At 69.1% G+C, this 16,286-nt stretch carries 22 protein-coding genes and 1 tRNA gene; 7 read left to right on the top strand and 16 right to left on the bottom strand.

Going from position 1 to position 16,286, the window contains the following annotated elements; all coding sequences use genetic code 11:
* Nucleotides 1–90: 90 nt before the first annotated feature.
* Both JOE46_RS08775 and JOE46_RS08780 read right to left on the bottom strand, forming a co-directional pair.
* Nucleotides 91–348 carry a hypothetical protein gene (locus tag JOE46_RS08775; protein ID WP_245220991.1) on the bottom strand — a complete coding sequence of 86 codons (258 nt, stop codon included), beginning with the start codon at nucleotides 346–348 and terminating at the stop codon, nucleotides 91–93.
* A 168-nt stretch (nucleotides 349–516) separates the two neighbouring features.
* Complete coding sequence (locus JOE46_RS08780; protein ID WP_245220992.1) at nucleotides 517–2,016, bottom strand: MFS transporter; 1,500 nt, start codon at nucleotides 2,014–2,016, stop codon at nucleotides 517–519.
* Nucleotides 2,017–2,157: 141 nt separating this feature from the next.
* On the opposite strand from JOE46_RS08780, the gene JOE46_RS08785 reads away from it, so the two are divergent.
* From JOE46_RS08785 to JOE46_RS08795, 3 genes are all read left to right on the top strand, one after another.
* Nucleotides 2,158–2,784: a TetR/AcrR family transcriptional regulator gene (locus JOE46_RS08785; RefSeq protein ID WP_097211500.1), complete on the top strand. Its 627-nt coding sequence runs from the start codon at nucleotides 2,158–2,160 to the stop codon at nucleotides 2,782–2,784.
* A 13-nt stretch (nucleotides 2,785–2,797) separates the two neighbouring features.
* A tRNA-Leu gene (locus JOE46_RS08790) sits at nucleotides 2,798–2,882 on the top strand.
* Between the two features lie 93 nt (nucleotides 2,883–2,975).
* On the top strand, nucleotides 2,976–3,323 hold the full coding sequence (locus tag JOE46_RS08795; protein WP_097211501.1) for a VOC family protein: 348 nt from the start codon (nucleotides 2,976–2,978) through the stop codon (nucleotides 3,321–3,323).
* A 31-nt stretch (nucleotides 3,324–3,354) separates the two neighbouring features.
* Here JOE46_RS08795 and JOE46_RS08800 read toward each other — a convergent pair whose 3' ends face one another.
* Nucleotides 3,355–4,497, bottom strand: a complete 1,143-nt coding sequence (locus tag JOE46_RS08800; RefSeq protein WP_209926932.1) for an epoxide hydrolase family protein — start codon at nucleotides 4,495–4,497, stop codon at nucleotides 3,355–3,357.
* A 63-nt stretch (nucleotides 4,498–4,560) separates the two neighbouring features.
* Between JOE46_RS08800 and JOE46_RS08805 the strand changes: the two genes are divergently transcribed.
* Complete coding sequence (locus tag JOE46_RS08805; protein ID WP_209926934.1) at nucleotides 4,561–5,550, top strand: YafY family protein; 990 nt, start codon at nucleotides 4,561–4,563, stop codon at nucleotides 5,548–5,550.
* Nucleotides 5,551–5,710: 160 nt separating this feature from the next.
* Here JOE46_RS08805 and JOE46_RS08810 read toward each other — a convergent pair whose 3' ends face one another.
* Genes JOE46_RS08810 through JOE46_RS08825 form a run of 4 tightly spaced genes read right to left on the bottom strand, consistent with a single transcriptional unit; the run spans nucleotide 5,711 to nucleotide 7,434 of the window.
* Nucleotides 5,711–6,079 carry a hypothetical protein gene (locus tag JOE46_RS08810; protein ID WP_245220994.1) on the bottom strand — a complete coding sequence of 123 codons (369 nt, stop codon included), beginning with the start codon at nucleotides 6,077–6,079 and terminating at the stop codon, nucleotides 5,711–5,713.
* Nucleotides 6,080–6,101: 22 nt separating this feature from the next.
* Entirely contained in the window at nucleotides 6,102–6,746 is a 645-nt protein-coding gene (locus tag JOE46_RS08815; protein WP_097211560.1) for a DNA alkylation repair protein, read from the bottom strand.
* A gap of 14 nt (nucleotides 6,747–6,760) precedes the next feature.
* On the bottom strand, nucleotides 6,761–7,153 hold the full coding sequence (locus JOE46_RS08820; RefSeq protein ID WP_097211503.1) for a VOC family protein: 393 nt from the start codon (nucleotides 7,151–7,153) through the stop codon (nucleotides 6,761–6,763).
* The gene (locus JOE46_RS08825; protein WP_257017449.1) at nucleotides 7,150–7,434 is read right to left on the bottom strand and encodes a helix-turn-helix transcriptional regulator; all 285 of its coding nucleotides are present in this window, start codon (nucleotides 7,432–7,434) and stop codon (nucleotides 7,150–7,152) included. The genes JOE46_RS08820 and JOE46_RS08825 overlap by 4 nt, the downstream gene beginning before the upstream one ends.
* Nucleotides 7,435–7,594: 160 nt before the next feature.
* Between JOE46_RS08825 and JOE46_RS08830 the strand changes: the two genes are divergently transcribed.
* The 3 genes from JOE46_RS08830 to JOE46_RS08840 all read left to right on the top strand — a co-directional run bounded on the left by JOE46_RS08830 (nucleotide 7,595) and on the right by JOE46_RS08840 (nucleotide 9,691).
* The gene (locus JOE46_RS08830; RefSeq protein WP_097211505.1) at nucleotides 7,595–8,851 is read left to right on the top strand and encodes an MFS transporter; all 1,257 of its coding nucleotides are present in this window, start codon (nucleotides 7,595–7,597) and stop codon (nucleotides 8,849–8,851) included.
* Nucleotides 8,852–8,939: 88 nt separating this feature from the next.
* Nucleotides 8,940–9,335 carry a transcriptional regulator gene (locus tag JOE46_RS08835; RefSeq protein ID WP_097211506.1) on the top strand — a complete coding sequence of 132 codons (396 nt, stop codon included), beginning with the start codon at nucleotides 8,940–8,942 and terminating at the stop codon, nucleotides 9,333–9,335.
* Nucleotides 9,332–9,691, top strand: coding sequence for a DUF3817 domain-containing protein (locus JOE46_RS08840; protein WP_027499786.1), 360 nt, complete (start codon nucleotides 9,332–9,334; stop codon nucleotides 9,689–9,691). Before JOE46_RS08835 ends, JOE46_RS08840 begins: the two co-directional genes overlap by 4 nt.
* Before the next feature lie 243 nt (nucleotides 9,692–9,934).
* Here the strand turns inward: JOE46_RS08840 and rdgB are convergent, their stop codons facing one another.
* The 9 genes from rdgB to JOE46_RS08885 form a co-directional block, all read right to left on the bottom strand.
* Entirely contained in the window at nucleotides 9,935–10,552 is a 618-nt protein-coding gene (rdgB, locus tag JOE46_RS08845) for an RdgB/HAM1 family non-canonical purine NTP pyrophosphatase (protein WP_097211507.1), read from the bottom strand.
* Nucleotides 10,545–11,333, bottom strand: a complete 789-nt coding sequence (gene rph, locus JOE46_RS08850) for a ribonuclease PH (protein WP_027499784.1) — start codon at nucleotides 11,331–11,333, stop codon at nucleotides 10,545–10,547. The genes rdgB and rph overlap by 8 nt, the downstream gene beginning before the upstream one ends.
* 26 nt (nucleotides 11,334–11,359) lie before the next feature.
* Nucleotides 11,360–12,118, bottom strand: coding sequence for a cyclic nucleotide-degrading phosphodiesterase (locus JOE46_RS08855; protein ID WP_209926936.1), 759 nt, complete (start codon nucleotides 12,116–12,118; stop codon nucleotides 11,360–11,362).
* 107 nt (nucleotides 12,119–12,225) lie between these two features.
* Nucleotides 12,226–12,891 (bottom strand): rhomboid family intramembrane serine protease, encoded by a 666-nt coding sequence (locus JOE46_RS08860; protein ID WP_097211508.1) that lies wholly within the window; start codon nucleotides 12,889–12,891, stop codon nucleotides 12,226–12,228.
* 15 nt (nucleotides 12,892–12,906) lie between these two features.
* Nucleotides 12,907–13,869 (bottom strand): cysteine synthase, encoded by a 963-nt coding sequence (locus JOE46_RS08865; RefSeq protein WP_209926938.1) that lies wholly within the window; start codon nucleotides 13,867–13,869, stop codon nucleotides 12,907–12,909.
* Nucleotides 13,870–13,875: 6 nt separating this feature from the next.
* Nucleotides 13,876–14,148 (bottom strand): MoaD/ThiS family protein, encoded by a 273-nt coding sequence (locus tag JOE46_RS08870; RefSeq protein WP_209926940.1) that lies wholly within the window; start codon nucleotides 14,146–14,148, stop codon nucleotides 13,876–13,878.
* An 8-nt stretch (nucleotides 14,149–14,156) separates the two neighbouring features.
* On the bottom strand, nucleotides 14,157–14,591 hold the full coding sequence (locus tag JOE46_RS08875; RefSeq protein ID WP_097211511.1) for a Mov34/MPN/PAD-1 family protein: 435 nt from the start codon (nucleotides 14,589–14,591) through the stop codon (nucleotides 14,157–14,159).
* A 26-nt stretch (nucleotides 14,592–14,617) separates the two neighbouring features.
* Nucleotides 14,618–15,697 (bottom strand): P1 family peptidase, encoded by a 1,080-nt coding sequence (locus JOE46_RS08880; RefSeq protein WP_307861263.1) that lies wholly within the window; start codon nucleotides 15,695–15,697, stop codon nucleotides 14,618–14,620.
* Nucleotides 15,694–16,269 (bottom strand): DUF2017 domain-containing protein, encoded by a 576-nt coding sequence (locus JOE46_RS08885; protein ID WP_097211512.1) that lies wholly within the window; start codon nucleotides 16,267–16,269, stop codon nucleotides 15,694–15,696. The genes JOE46_RS08880 and JOE46_RS08885 overlap by 4 nt, the downstream gene beginning before the upstream one ends.
* Nucleotides 16,270–16,286 lie beyond the last annotated feature (17 nt).

A 16,286-nucleotide genomic window follows, 5' to 3' on the forward strand; every position in this document is an offset into this window, starting at 1 on the left:
ATATTGATCGTTACCAACTCGTTATCAGCGGCTCCGCCGCCCGTGCGCGAGTTGCACCCCGGTGGGGGTGAAAAGCGCGCACGGTTCCGACTACCCCGACAGCCCGCCGAGTCGCCGCGCGAGAGCCTGCGGATCGTCGACTCCGACCAAGAGCGCGGCGAACGACTGACCCGCGAGTTCGACCCGCACCGCCGGCTGCCCCCTGCGCACATCGACGAACTCGCGGCGCCCCCGCGATCGCCAGGTGCCGAGTTTGCGCCATCCTGGCACCCCCAACCCCGGCGCACGCATCCCGCGCGGTGCCGACAGCCCGTCCGGACACACGTCGACGGCGAGGATCGAACTCAACGGGACCTCGACGTCGCCGTGGAGCGCACCGATTCTTCTCCAGCGTCGAAAGAGTCAGGTGAAGCGCGTTGTCGGTGACCTTGAGAGTTCGCATGCCGTCAGCTCTACCAAACGGGGCGTGGCCCCGACGCGCGACACCGCCGGAACCACACCACGTGACAGCAGCCCTCAGACCGGAATTGCGGCCTCCTGCTCGCTCGACTCCAGCTCCCCCGACGCCTCGACGAAGTCGCGGGACCGGATGAGCAGCAGCGTCGCGATCGCCGCCAGCGCCGCGGTAACCGAACCGATCAGCAGGATGCTGTCGAGCGCCTCCGCATATCCGGTACCCGCGGCCTGCGCCGCGAGCCCACGGAGTTCGGGCGGCAGCGAACCGATCGCCGACGCGGTACTGCCGCTGCTGACCGCGTCCGCGAACTCCCCTGCCCGGCCCGCGAGCGGACCCTCCGACAGGGCCGCTCGTACCGAGTCGTCCATCCGCGAGGCCAGCAGGCTGCCGAGGGCGGCGACGCCGGTCGCGATGCCGACCTGCCGGAAGGTCGAGTTGATGCCCGAGGCCATGCCCGCGCGGTCCTGCTCGACGACCCCGACCGCGGTCGAGGCGAGCGGCGGGTTGATGAGCCCGGCGCCCGCCCCGGCGACGAGGAAGCCCGGGACGAACTGGGTCCAACTGGCCGCCGGGTCGACATCGCGCATCAGCCAGAGCCCGGCCGCGACCAAGACGAACCCGGGGCCGATCAACCAGCGCACCGGGACCACGTCGCTGAGCCGGCCTGCCACTCCCGCGGTCACGAAGATCGCAAGGGTCAACGGCAGGAACCGCAGCCCGGTCTCGACGGCCGAGTAGCCCTGGATGCCCTGCAGGAAGATGACCAGGTAGGTCAGCAGCGAGAACAACGAGGCGGAGATGGCCCACGCGGCGATCAAGCCGCCGCCGAAGGTCGGCACCCGCAGCAGGCTGAGGTCCAACATCGGAGCGGCCGAGGTCTTTTCGACGACGACGAAGGCCACGAGGAGGACCACGGACGCCACCAGCGAACCGGCCACCGTGACCGACCCCCAGCCGTCGACGTGGCTGCGGATCAGCCCGAACACCAGCGCGCCCAGCGCGGCGCTGAACGTCACGCAGCCCGCCCAGTCCACCCGGTGCGCTGTCGGCGCCCGCGACTCGTCGACCCGCAGCAGCGTCACCGCCAGCGCGGCGATCCCGATCGGGAGGTTGACGAAGAAGATCCACCGCCACGACAGCCCGCTCGTGAGAGCTCCGCCGAGCACCGGGCCCACCGCCACCGCCACACCGGTGACGGCGCCGAACACGCCGAAGGCGACGCCCCGCTCGCGCGGCGCGAACGCGCCCGCCAGCAACGCGAGGGACGTCGCGAACATGATCGCGCCGCCCACGCCCTGAACCGCCCGCGAGACGGACAGCAGCACCAGCGAGTTGGCCACCCCGCACAGCAGCGAACCGACGGTGAACACGACGAGGCCGACGGCGAAGACCAGCCGCCTGCCGTACTTGTCCGCGATCGTTCCCGCGGTGAGCAGGAAGGCCGCGAGGGTGAGCGCGTACGCGTCGATCACCCACTGCAGATCGGTGAGCGAGGCGCCGAACTCGCGCTGAATGTCGGGCAGCGCGACGTTCACGATCGTCACGTCGAGCAAGAGCATGAACACCCCTGTGCATACGGCAATCAGGGTCCACCATTTCCGAGCCATGACCCACCCCTTTCCTGAGTGTGCACTCAAAAATAACATCATTTCTGAGTGTTGGCTCAATAATCTTTTCGCGCCCGGTAGGCTCGGCTCACCATGACCACCGCACCCGCCCCGCGCCGCGGCAGGCCACCCTCCGGCGGCCGCGAGGAGATCCTGTCCGCGACCCTTGCTGTACTGCGCGAACGCGGCGTCGCGAAGCTGACCACCCGCGAGGTCGCGAGACGGGCCGGGGTGTCCGAGGGCAGCATCTACTACCACTTCACGGACCGCTTCGGCCTGCTGCTGGCGGTGTTCGAGCGGGGCCTGCGCCCGCTGGCCGACCTCAATCAGCGGGGGTTCGCCGGGCCCGACCTGCGCGGCACCCTGGCCGGGTTCATGGCTGCGGTCGAGGCGTTCCTGGACCCGGCCGTGGATGTGCTCACCGCGGCGCAGTCGGACGCCGACCTGCGCGAGGCGCTCGGCACACACATGCGGGACAACGACCTCGGCCCGCATCGCGGGATCACGATGTTGGGCGCCTACCTCGAGCAGCAGCAGCGCCTCGGCGTCGTGCGCGCCGACGTCGATCCGGAGACGGTCGCCTACACGCTTGTCAGCGGCTGTTTCATGCGCGCCTCACAGGAGCGGATGGTCGGTCACACGCTCGGCGTCGCCTCACGCGAGCAGCAGCTGGACCTGCTCATGACGCTGCTCGCGCCGACCGAGGACGCCGTGAAGTAGTCTGTTTCGGCACGCGCGAGTGGCGGAATTGGCAGACGCGCCAGGTTTAGGTCCTGGTGTCTCAGGACGTGGGGGTTCAAGTCCCCCCTCGCGCACCACCAGCAGTTCCACGAACTGCACACGACGAGGTCACGAACTCGGAAGAGTCCGTGACCTCGTTTCCGTCTTGTGCCGCGAACTAGGGTCAGAACATGATTCGTGGAGCGCATGTTGTCCTCTACAGCACCGACGCCGAGGCAGACCGGGCGTTCTTCCGCGACGTGCTCGACTATCCGTCCGTCGATGCCGGGCAGGGCTGGTTGATCTTCGCCCTTCCGCCGGCCGAGCTGGCCATACATCCAGCCGACGCCGATGGCGTGCACGAGCTGTTTCTGATGTGTGACGACGTCGAGGCGTTCGTTGAGCAGATGGCTGAACATGGTGTTGCATGCTCGGACCTGCGGCGCGAACGGTGGGGATTGATCACCCACCTCACGCTGCCCGGTGGCGGAGCACTCGGTGTGTATGAACCCACACATCCCTCGCCGCTGAACCCGTAGAGACCACTGCTTGACCACCGCGATTTCGTGTCTATTGGCGGTAGTCGCGGAACGCGGCGCGCAAGTCGTCGATGATCAGGTCGGGTTCTTCCATAGCCGCGAAGTGGCCGCCCCGGTCGAATTCGGTCCAGCGCACGATGTTGTGGTTCTGCTCTGCGATGCGGCGGACGGGGATTCCCAGGTCTTGCGGCAAAACGGCGACCGCGACCGGCACATCGGTCTCGGGTTCGGGTCCACCCCAGGTCGCGGCGCCTTCGTAGTAGTAGCGCGCCGACGAGCCCGCCGTGCCGTTGAGCCAATAGATCATGACGTTGGTCAGCATCGTGTCGCGGTCGACGGCGTCCTCTGGCACGTCTGTCGAGTCGGTCCAGTCCTTGAAGCGTTCGACGATCCATGCCAGTTGACCCACCGGCGAGTCGGCGAGCGCATAGGACAGGGTCTGCGGGCGGGTGGCCTGCAGCATCGCGTAGGCGCCGAGCTCGTACTGGGCGCGTTGCGCCAGCTGCAGGGCGCGCTTCTCGGCGGGATTGTCGAGGTCGGCCGTCTCGGGGGTGACGGTGGCCGAGGCGATCATCGTCACGTGCAGTGCCACGACGTGCTCGGGATCGATCACCGCCAGCTCTCGGGAGATGGCCGCGCCGGTGTCTTCGCCATGCGCGGCGTAGCGGTCGTAGCCGAGCCTGTGCATCAGCTGCACCCAGGCGTGCGCGGCCCGGGTGGTCGACCAGCCGACAGCAGGCCCGGACAACCCGAATCCAGGGATCGTCGGCACGACGACATGGAACGCGTCCTCGGCCCGCCCGCCGTGCGCGACCGGGTCGGTCAGCGGACCGATCACGTCGAGGAACTCGACGATCGATCCGGGCCAACCGTGGGTGAGGATCAGAGGCATGGCACCGGGTTCGGCCGACCGGACATGGATGAAATGCACGTCGTGGCCGTCGATCTCGGTGCGGAACTGCGGGAACGCGTTGAGCCGCGTCTCCTGCTCTCGCCAGTCGTAGGTGGTGCGCCAGTACCGCGCCAGCTCCTGGGTGTAGTCGAGCGGAATGCCCTGCGCCCAGCCGACTCCGGTGACGCCATCCGGCCAGCGGGTCTCGTCCAGTCGCCGATGCAAGTCGTCGAGCTGGGCTTGGGGGACATCGATACGGAAGGGAGTGATCTCTGCGCTCATGAGAATCACCGTACGGAGCGGCTAGGACAACTTTCGCCCTAGGTTTGCTGGAGAATGCGCGGTGTGTTGGAAACCTCGGCTCGACTCCTCGAACTCCTGTCGCTCCTGCAGACGCCCCGCGTGTGGACCGGCGCCGACCTGGCCGAGCGCCTGGGGGTCGATGCGCGGACCATCCGCCGCGACATCGACAAGCTGCGCAACCTCGGCTACCCCGTGCATGCGGTCGCCGGAGCGGCCGGCTACCGACTGGGCGCGGGAACCAAGTTGCCCCCGCTGCTGCTGAACGACGACGAGGCGGTCGCCGTCGTCCTCGGGCTGCGCACCGCCGCGGGCGGAACCATCACCGGCATCGAGGAGAGTTCGCTGCGGGCGCTGACGAAGTTGGAGCAGATCCTCCCGCCGCGACTGCGCCACCGCGTCTCGGCGCTACAGGCCGCGACCGTCAGCATGCCGGCCGGAACCCCGGCTGTGGACCCGGACGTGCTCACCACGATCGCCGCCGTGATCCGCGACCACGAACATCTCCGCTTCGACTACCGCACGCACGACGGCACCGAGATCCGGCGGGCGGCCGAACCGCATCGGCTCGTGCACACCGGGCGGCACTGGTACCTGGTCGGCTGGGATGTCGAGAAGAACGATTGGCGCACGTACCGTGTCGACCGCCTGCGTCCGCGCATCCCCAACGGACCGCGATTCACCCCGCGCGAGGCCCCCGAGGTGGACCTGACCGGCTGGGTGTCGCGCGGGGTCAGCACCGCCCCCTATCGCTATCAGGCGCGCATCACCCTCGAGGTATCGGCGGCCGTGGCTGTGGATCGCATCCCGCCGACCGTCGGCGTCATCGAGGCGATCGACGAGGGGCACTGCCTGCTGCACACCGGCTCGAACTCACTCGACGAAATAGCCGTCTACACCGGACTTTTCGGGTTCGGCTTCCGAGTGCACGAACCACCCGAACTCATCGACCACCTGCGCGCACTGGCGCACCGCGTCACCGCGGCCATCGCGCCCCCGGACGATGCGCCCGGTTCGGCTGAACACACATCATGATCCGACCCCACCGCCATAGGGGGCGGCACGCCGTTCCTGCCGCCGGTCACCGAAGACGTCCCGCGCGACCTGATCGAGACCATGACGTTCGGCTCGCGCGTGATCTACGAGCACTACCGGCGCGTTCGCGCTGACTCGGACTGACACCTCCGGCGCGCGCCTATTGACCGAAGGTGAAGCGCAAGTTGGCGTTGATGAGTACGTTCAGCCGCTTGCGCATACGAATGATCGTCGCGGCGTCGGGGACCGGATCGTCGAGGATCAACGTCCAGGTCAACGTTGCACTGCCGCGTGACGGCCCCTCGATGTCGAATCGGATGTTGGCGTCTGGGCGAAGTGGCCACAGCGAGGTCCACACGACGAGGTTCGGCTCGACGGATTCGGCGATCGTGGGGCGTTGTTCGTCCTCCTGGAGAAGTAGCCACGGGCGTGTCGGGTCGCGATCGGGATCGGTCAGCGCTTCGTAGAGGACATGGGGCGGTGGCGGCTGGGTGCGGCGCTTGCGAGCTACTTCAGGCACCCGGGCCATCCTTCCTTCGTACTGACGGAAATCACCGGACCTGTTGCCGGCGCACCATCTCGTTGATCCAGGTGGGCGCGAACGGAGACGTGCAGTTCGGCGGCGTCGGGTAGTCCTTGAGCACCTCCAGGCGCTCCCCGATATCGATTGCCCGGGAACGGAGCTCGGGGTGCTCGATCCCGATCTGAGCCAGGCAGTGGTTCATCGCCCACTGCAGACGGTCCGGGGCGTCTGCCATCTCCGCCTCGATGACGTCGAGCAGGCCCGCGAGGTCGAGGCCCTCGGGCTTCTTCGCCACGCGTTCGGTGGTCAGGGCCCAGCCGGCACTCGCGACAACGGGATCCGGATCGGCGAACCAGGCGAGGCGCAGCTCCTCGGAGTGCGGGTTCTTCTTCACCACATAGTTCACGAGCCAGTCGTGCACCTTGGGGGTGCGCGCGTCGCGCATCATGGCATCCAACTCGTCGCGGTCGAACGCCTTGGGGCGGCAGATCAGGAGCGCCAGCAGTCTCGCCGCGGTGTCCCCCGTCGCCCAGAGCTGGCCCGAGAGTTCCTGCTGCGTCTTCAGCCGCTTCGCGATCGCGCGCAGTTTGCCGAGGTTCACACCGTGATCGTCACCGTGCTTCTCGTTGACCGCGCGCGCCTTCGGGTCCTCGAGCGCGGCGAGTTCGGCCATCACCTCTGCCAGGGTCACGTCGACTTCTCCGTGATGATCTGGATGAGGTTGCCGCACGTGTCGTCGAAGACGGCCACGACCGCGGTCCCGATGTCGGTCGGCGGTTGCGTGAACACCACGCCCCTTCCGGTCAGCCGGGCATGTTCGGCCTCGACGTCGTCGACGGCGAACTGCGCGAGCGGAATACCGTCCTCGGCGAGTGCATCCCGGTACGGCTTCACCGCCGGGTGCCGCGCCGGCTCCAGCAGCAGTTGCGGGCCGTCGGGCGATTCGGGCGACACGACCGTGAGCCACGAGTCGTCGCCGAGGGGAATGTCGTGGTGCTTCGCGAAGCCGAGCACATCGGTGTAGAAGGCGAGTGCCGCTCGCTGGTCGTCGACGAACAAACTCGTCAGGTTGATTCTCATTGATCGTCACTCTCTCGGACAGGCCATCGTCTGCTGATCTCGGCGAGTGGCTCGGAATCGAAGTAATGAAATTTGGATCGTCCACGCCGCTCCGTCACGACCAGCCCCGCCGACTCGAGCACGCCGAGGTGCTGGGAGATCGCCTGACGTGTGAGGCCGAGACCATGCCGCACCAAGAGCAGGGAACAGATCTCGAACAGCGTCTGGCCGTCGCTCGTCGCCAGTTCGTCGAGGATGACACGCCTCGTCTCGTCGTCGAGAGCGCGATAGACGTTGACCACGACCCCACCATAGGCAAGTTGCCGCTTGCATATCAATCGTTCGGCGCTCGACCCAATAAGTAACAGTTCCATAACGTTACCTACCGCACACTCGGCTCATTCGCCATACTCCGTTGCGGTGTCGAGCGCGACACCGCCGAATCAAAGCGGGAGATGCCGAATGACAGCCGTTGGTGCCGAAGGGCTCGAAGACAGTCAATCGGATCTGGATGGGTCACCGCGGGCGTTTCCCGCCAGGCTGGCGATGGCGAACCTGGGACTCTTCCTCTCCGTGCTCACGCCGGTGGTCGTCACGCTCCAGCTTCGCGTCGAGCACCTCGATCCGGCACAGAAGGAGAACACCCTCGGCCTGGTACTCGGGGTCGGCGCCTTTCTCGCCCTGATCGGGAACCCGCTCGCCGGTCGCCTCTCCGATCGGACGTCCTCACGTTTCGGTCGGCGCAGGCCGTGGCTGATCGGCGGCGCCGTGGTGGGCACGGCGGGCCTGACGATCGTGGCGTTCGCACCGTCGATCCCGGTGCTGCTGGTCGGATGGTGCCTGGCGCAGCTGGCCTTCAACGGGGTGATGGCCGCACTGACGGCGACCATCCCCGATCACGTTCCCCCCGCCCAACGAGGATTGGCCTCGGGCGCAATGGGATTCAGTCAGATGCTGGCGCTCATCGTCGGCGTCGCGCTGGTCACCGTGGTGCCGGGCACCGCGAAGATCCTGGTGCCCGCCGTGGTCGGCCTGATCCTGATCACCGCCTTCGCGGTCACCCTCCCCGATCCGCAGGTGCCCGCCCCCCGCGATCGGTTCTCCCTGCGGATGTTCGCGGGCAGCTTCTGGGTCAATCCGCGGCTCCACCCGGACTTCGGATACGCCTGGCTCACCAGGTTCCTGGTCATGCTCGGCGTCTCGATGCCGATGACGTTCCTGTTGTTCTTCCTGCAGGATCGGCTCGACCTCTCCACCGATGAGGCCGCCACCGCACTCGCGACCCTGGTCGGCGTCAGCTACACCTGCACGGCGATCGCCGCTGCCGTCGGCGGCTACATCTCGGACCGGGCGGCACGCCGCAAGGCCTTCGTGATCGGGTCGGCGCTCATGCTGTCGGCGGGACTGGCGGTCCTGGCCATCGCGGACAGCTTCGCGATGGTGATGGTCGCCGAGCTCCTGCTGGGGATCGGCACCGGGTTGTTCTTCGCGGTGGACATGGCGCTGGTCACCGAGGTGCTGCCCGATCCGAAGACCGCGGCGAAGGACCTCGGTGTCATCAACATCGCGAACACGCTGCCGCAGTCGCTGGCGCCCGCCATCGCGCCGCTGATCCTGGCCGTGGGGCCCGACAAGAACTATCCGCTGCTCTTCACCTTCGCCGCGATCAGCGCGCTGATCGGGGCCCTGCTGGTCACCCGGATCAAGGCAGTGTCCTGACCACGGTCATCGCGGGGCCCGTGGGAGGGTGATCCACGCCTCCCCGGCTCCGTACCTGCGGCTCCGACGGCTCGGGTACCGTCGTTGTGTGGCCAGTTCACCCTCCCGTCGCAGACCAGCGCTGATTCTCTTCGTCGTCATCGCTGCGGCCGGGTGTCTCGCGCTCGGCTGGTGGCAGTGGACTCGCTTCGAGGCCGTCGGCGGCACCGGGCAGAACCTGGGCTACGCCTTCCAGTGGCCGCTGTTCGCGGCGTTCGTGGTGTACGCGTACCGGCGGTTCGTGCAGCTCGAGGACCGTGACCCGTCCGAGGACGCGGCCTCCTCCTCGGAGGTCCGCGAGATCCCCGCCGACGTGTTGCCCACGCGCACCCGGTCGGGCAACCAGAAGCTGGACGCGGACAACCCGGACGACGAAGCCCACCAGGCGTACAACAACTACCTCGCGCAGCTCAGAGCCGGCGAGGCCGATAGGAGCAGCACGTGAGCACGGCCCCCGACGAGACCGTCACCGCGACCGAAGTTCGCGACACCAAGAAGATCGCCTCGGCGCTGCTGCGCTACCGCGTCCTCGCCTACGCCACCGGCATCTGGCTGCTCGTGCTCACCGCGGAGATGGTCGCGAAGTACGTGTTCAAGGTGGACAACCTGCCGAGCTGGATCGCGATCGTGCACGGCTGGGTCTACTTCGTCTACCTGATCCTCACGATGGACCTCGCGGTGAAGGTGCGCTGGCCCGTCGGCCGCACCATCGGCACCCTGCTCGCGGGCACCGTCCCGTTCCTGTCGTTCTTCGTCGAGCACTGGCGCACCCAGCAGGTCAAGCGCGACTTCGGCGTCTGATCGCCCGGCGGCGATGCCCTAGGACCCGCCGCCGCCCAGGATCACGGGCTGACCCGTCAGGTACGCGATCAGGTACGTGATCCAGCCCTGCGGCGTCACGGGAATCATCATCGGCGACATCTGCACGTCCTCACAGCGATGGTCGGGGCGCAGGCCGCCCCGCTGGCCCGTCGAGTGTGCACCTTCCGACGCATCGCCCGAAAGGGGACGCGCGGAACTGCACACTCGACGGGCGGGCGGAACCTAGCTGCCGGCCAGCGCGGCGATCGCGGGCACCAGCTGCGCCAGCGCCCGGCCGCGGTGCGAGGCCGCGTCCTTCTCCTCGGGGGTCAGCTGCGCCGCCGAGCGCGACTCCCCCTCCGGCACGAACACCGGGTCGTAACCGAATCCGCCGTCGCCGCGGGGCTCCCTGGCGATGGCCCCGGGCCACGTTCCGCGCACCACCGACTCCTCGCCGCCGGGCACCACGAGCGCACATGCGGAGACGAAGGCCGCTCCCCTGCGCTCGTCCGGCACGTCGGACAGCTGCGCGAGCACCAGCGCGGTGTTCGCCGCGTCGTCACCGTGTCCGCCCGACCACCGCGCAGACAGCACCCCCGGCATCGCGTTCAGCGCGTCCACCTCGAGCCCCGAATCGTCCGCGACGCACGGCAGCCCGGTGGCCGCGGCGCCGTCGCGGGCCTTGGCCAGCGCGTTGCCCTCGAAGCTCGCCTCGGTCTCGGGCGCCTCCGGGAACGGCGGCACCTCGTCGAGGCCGACGAGCTCGATGCCGCTGACCCCGGCCGCCTCGAGCACGCGCCGAAGCTCCTTGAGCTTCTTCGCGTTTCGGCTCGCGACGAGAAGTCGGACGGCCTCAGGCACCGAACTTCTTCTTCGCCGCCTCGGGCTCCTTCGGCTCGGGCAGCTCACCCGGGTACGGCAGCGCGAGCGCCTGCTTCTGCACCTCGAACAGCTGCTCGCAGCCGGCCAGTGCCGAGTCGAGGAGCTTGTCCAGCGTGGTGCGCGGGAAGGTCGCGCCCTCTCCGGTGCCCTGCACCTCGACGAGGGTGCCGGTGTCCGTCGCGACGACGTTCATGTCGACCTCGGCGCGCGAATCCTCCTCGTAGGGCAGGTCAAGCCGCACCCGGCCGTCGACGACGCCGACGCTGACCGCGGCGATCGCGCAGGACAGCGGCTGCGGGTCGGCCAGCCGGCCGGCCGCGCGCAGGTAGGTGACGGCGTCGGCCAGCGCGACGTAGGCGCCGGTGATCGCCGCGGTCCGGGTGCCACCGTCGGCCTGCAGCACGTCGCAGTCGATGGCGATGGTGTTCTCGCCGATCGCGGCGAGGTCGATGCAGGCGCGCAGCGAGCGGCCGACCAGCCTGCTGATCTCCTGGGTGCGTCCGCCGACCTTGCCCTTGACCGACTCGCGGCCGCTGCGGGTGTGGGTCGCGGCGGGCAGCATCGCGTACTCGGCGGTCAGCCAGCCGAGGCCGGAACCCTTGCGCCAGCGCGGCACGCCCTCCTCGACGCTCGCGGTGCACATCACGCGGGTGCCACCGAATTCGACGAGAACCGATCCGGCCGGATGGCTCGTGAAGCCCCGGGTGATCCGTACCTCGCGGAGTTCGTCGTCCGCCCTGCCATCCAGTCGTCTGCTCACGGGCGCAAGCCTAGACGTCCCGCGACTCAGATCTCGAAGACGTCCCCGGGCGAGACGGCGTGGACGGGTCCGGAGAACTCGGCCTTGGCCTCGGCGATGACGTCCTCGCGGGAGGTCCACGGCGGGATGTGCGTGAGCAGCAGTTCGCCGACCCCCGCCCTTGCCGCGACCTGTCCGGCCTCGGTGCCGGAGAGGTGGATCCCCTTCGGGCGGTCGGGGTGATGGGTCCAGGAGGCCTCGGCCAGCAGCACATTCGCGCCGCGGGACAGCTCGACCACCTCGTCGCACATCCCGGTATCGCCGGTGTAGACGAGGGTCCGGCCCGCGGGATCGCTGATCCGCAACCCGTACGCCTCCGGCGGATGGAACACCCGGCGCGAGGTGACGGTGAGCGCGCCGTGGCTCATGGATCCGCCGTCGGTGAAGGCGCGCAGGTCGATCGTGTCGGAGATGTCGTCGTACTCGCCGCCGCACTCCGAGGAGGCGGCACCGATCCGGCAGGCGGTGTCCGTCGGCCCGCAGACGACGGCCCGGCCGGGCGGCGGGTTGGGGTGGTACCGGCGCCACACCAGCAGCCCCGGCAGGTCGAGGCAGTGATCCGCGTGCAGGTGGGTCAGGAAGATCGACACCTGACCGGGGTCGGCGTAACGCTGCAGCGCTCCGAGCACGCCGGGGCCGAAGTCAAGGACCGCGGGCGGGGTGTCCGGAGCGGTCAAGAGGTAGCCCGAGGCGGGCGAGTCGGGACCCCCGACGCTGCCCGAACAACCCAGGACGGTGATGCGCATGTTTCCCATGCTGCCACGACCACCTGATCCGGAAAAAGCTTCGAGTGGAATCGAGACCAAATGCCGCCCCGTGATCCGCTGCGCCGGGCGTCACACCTGCGCGTTCGCTACCGGTTCAACGCCTTCGCCTCGCGCGCCTTGCGGACATCGGAGGCCAGCACCCAGGCGGCGACGACACCGCCGATCGCGCCGAACAGGTGCCCTTCCCAAGAGATCCCGGGCTGGCCGGGCAGCACGCCCCACAGCGCCCCGCCGTAGATCACCAGCACGACAAGCCCTAGGGCCATCTGCCCGAAATGCCGGGCGAAGATGCCGCGGGTGATCAGGTAGGTCAGCCAGCCGAACACGAGCACCGAGGCGCCGAGATGGTTGTTCACCGAGCCGAACAGCCACACCCCGACACCGCCGATCACCCAGATGATGCCGGTGGCCGCGAGCCCGCGCCCGATGCCCGAGAGCATGACCAGGAATCCGAGCACCAGCAGCGGGATGGTGTTCGCGACCAGGTGCGCCCACCCGCCGTGCAGCACCGGCGCGAAGACGATCCCCCACAGGCCGTCGACGGTCCTCGGCTGGATGCCGCCGTTGTCGAGGCTGCCCTTGACGAGCATGTCGATGAACTCGAGGACGTACAGCCCGACCACGAAGCCGCCGATGACCGCGGCCGCCTGCTGCCACATCGGGCGCTCGGCCGCAGGCCTGGTCGCGGGCGGGTTCGACGGCACCGACAGAGCGGGGTTGGTGTACTTGAACGGGTCACCCGGGGTGCTCATCCGAACCTCTTTCCGTCACGCCCACAGCTGCCCCTCCAGGGCCGCCTCCGCATCCTCGAGGGTACCGGCGTACGCACCGGTCGACAGATACTTCCAGCCGCCGTCGGCCACGATGAAGGCGATGTCGGCGCGGGCGCCTGCCTTGACCGCCTTGGCCGCGACCCCGAGCGCCGCGTGCAGGACGGCCCCGGTCGAGACGCCCGCGAAGATGCCCTCCCGCTCGATCAGTTCCCGCGTCCGCCGCACCGCGTCGAACGGGCCGACCGAGAACCTCGAGGTGAGCACCGACTCGTCGTACAGCTCGGGGATGAAGCCCTCGTCGATGTTGCGCAGGCCGTAGACCAGTTCGCCGTAGCGCGGCTCGGCGGCCACGATCTCGATTCCCGGCACGTGTTCGCGCAGAAAGCGTCCCGTGCCCATCAGGGTGCCGGTGGTGCCGAGTCCGGCCACGAAATGAGTGATCTCCGGCAGGTCGCGCAGCAACTCCGGTCCGGTGCCCTCGTAGTGCGCGGCCGGATTCGCCGGGTTTCCGTACTGGTAGAGCATCACCCACTCGGGGTGCTCCGCGGCGATCGCCTTCGCCCGCGCCACCGCCTCGTTGGAGCCGCCGCGCGCGGGCGAGTCGATGATCTCGGCGCCGAACATGGTCAGCAGCTGCCTGCGCTCGATCGAGGTGTTCTCCGGCATCACGCAGATCAGCCGGTAGCCCTTGAGCTTGGCGGCCATCGCCAGCGAGATCCCGGTGTTGCCGCTGGTCGGCTCCAGGATGGTGGCGCCGGGCGTGAGCAGTCCGTCCCGCTCGGCCTGCTCGATCATCCGCAGCGCGGGCCGATCCTTCACCGAGCCGGTGGGATTGCGATCCTCCAGCTTGGCCCACAGCCGCACCGGCGCCTCCCCCGTCCAGCGCGGGGAAAGGTGCGGCAGCCCGACCAGCGGTGTGTCGCCCAGGGTCTCGATCAGCGAGTCGTACCGGGCCACCGCGGATCAGCCTCCGGCGACGGCGGGCAGGATGGTGACCGAGTCCCCGTCGGCCACCGCGGTGTCGAGTCCGCCGGAGAAGCGCACGTCCTCGTCGTTGACGTACACGTTGACGAACCGGTGCAGCTTGCCCTCGTTGATCAGCCGGTCCTTGAGCCCGGCGTGGTTGGCCTCGAGGTCGTCGATCACCGCGGCCAAGGTGGAACCCGTTGCCTGCACCCGCTTCTCACCGTCGGTGTGGTTGCGGAGGATGGTGGGGATGGAAACGATGACGGCCATCAGGGCTCCTAGTGGGGGTTCTGTGCGTACGGGTAGCTCGGCACCACGTCGACCGGTTCCTCGGTGACCACGCCGTCGACGATCCGGAAGCTGCGCAGCTCGTGCGTGTCCGGATCGCGGGTGGAGATCAGCACATAGTGCGCGTCGGGTTCGGAGGCGAAGGAGACGTCGGTGCGACTGGGATATGCCTCGGTGGCGGTGTGCGAGTGATAGATGACCACCGGCGCCTCGTCGGCCGCCTCCATCGCACGCCACAGCCGCAGCTGCTCGCCGGAGTCGAAGCGGTAGAAGGTCGGCGAGCGCTCGGCGTTGATCATCGGGACGTGCCGCAGCGGCCGATCGCCGCCCTCGGGGCCGGCGATGATGCCGCAGGCCTCATCTGGATGATCGGCACGAGCGTGCGCGACCATCGCCTCGACGAGGTCGGATCTGATCACCAACACCTGCGCCTCCGATGTGTTCGCCCAGCTTAGACGTCGAATGCTGACGGAAACAGCTCCCGATAGCTCGGTATTCCCGCGACCGCCGTTGCCGCGAGGACGGCACCGACGATCGCCCGCGTCACCGCGTCGGCCGCGGCCGCGCACACCGCGTCGAGCAGCGCCAGCTCCGCGGGAAAGGCGGCGGGCATCGGGACTGGGGCGGGCGCGGTCGCCCTGGTGCCGGTCGCAAGGGCGAACAGCGTGTCCCCGTCGAGCGGTGAGTGCGCGGGCCGGATCGCCCGGGCCAGGCCGTCGTGGCCCGCGACGGCGACCCGCCTGCAGCCGGCCTTGCTCAGCGCGGCATCGGTCGCCACCACCCCGATGGTGGTGTTCAGGACGGTGCCCTTCTGCCCGAGCTCGATCGCCGCGGCCAACTCGGCGGCATCCGGGACCCGCAGGCCCCAGCTCGCGGCCTCGGCCACCCCGACCCCCCACGGCAGACCGGTGCCCGGATCGAACACGGAGCCAACGGGATTGGCGACGATCAGCGCCGCGACCGTGACGCCTTCGGCCGCCCCTGCGCCGAGCACGAGGCTGGCAGTGCCGACACCGCCCTTGAGCACCCCGGCGCGCGCACCGACCCCGGCACCAACGGATCCGACCGCGAACTCCGCAGCCGCCGCCTCCGCCGCGAGAAATCCGTGATCCGCGGTCGGCCGCACCGACCAGTCCCCCACCGGCAGGTCGAAGATCACCGCTCCCGGCACGATCGGGACGACATGGCCGTCGGCGTCCATCGGGATCCCGCGACCGTGCTCCTCGAGCCAGCGCATCACCCCGTCCGCGGCTGCCAGCCCGTAGGCGCTGCCCCCGGTCAGCAGCACCGCGTCCACCTGCTGGACGGTGTGGCTCGGATCGAGCAGGTCGGTCTCGCGGGTGCCGGGCCCGCCGCCGCGCACATCGACGGACGCGGTGGCGCCGCCTGGCGCCAGCACCACGGTGCAGCCCGTCGCCCGGCCCGAGCCGAGTCCGGCGTCCCGGTCCAGCTCGTGGTGGTGCCCGACCAGCAGGCCCTCGACATCGGCCAGCGAGTTCCGCGGCCCGCTGCGCACCCCCGCGCCCGTCACGGGACCAGGACCTGCACCAGGGAGTCCTGCATCCAGGTGAGCCAGTGATAGACGTCCAGGTGCGGCGCCCGCGGGTCGTCGGGCTCGAGCTCGTCCGGGGTGTCGGCGTCGATGCCGATGGTGGTCCCCAGGGCCAGGCGCACGTCGTTGAGTCCTGCGAGCCACGCGTCGGCCTGTTCGGGGGTCAGCGAGACCTTGCCACCCTCCGGCGGCACCGTCTGCAGGATCACCGATCCCGCCGCCAGCTTGGCGTCGATGATCTCCGGCTCGTGCAGACTGCGCAGTGCCGCATTCATATTCGCGCCCTGTGCCGGTGTGCCCTCGCGGTCGGCCTCGGCCCGGTAGAAGTTCGGCAGCAGTCGGGCCAGAGTGGCATCCGTTGGGGCGTCACTGTTCCCGGTACGCAGACCGGTCAGCTCGGCGAGGTCGTCCTGCGGCACCGCGGCCGCCCGGTCCTCGAGCAGCGCCAGGACAGACGAGACCAGCGACCTGAGGACCGAGGCCTCTCGTGCGTCCATCTCGGAGCGAATCTTCACGCCGCCCAGCGAATTCTTTCGGCTCCATGTGCGCACGTTGCGTACCTGCGGGT

Source organism: Rhodococcus sp. PvR099 (assembly GCF_017833315.1).
Taxonomy (GTDB): domain Bacteria; phylum Actinomycetota; class Actinomycetes; order Mycobacteriales; family Mycobacteriaceae; genus Rhodococcus_G; species Rhodococcus_G oryzae.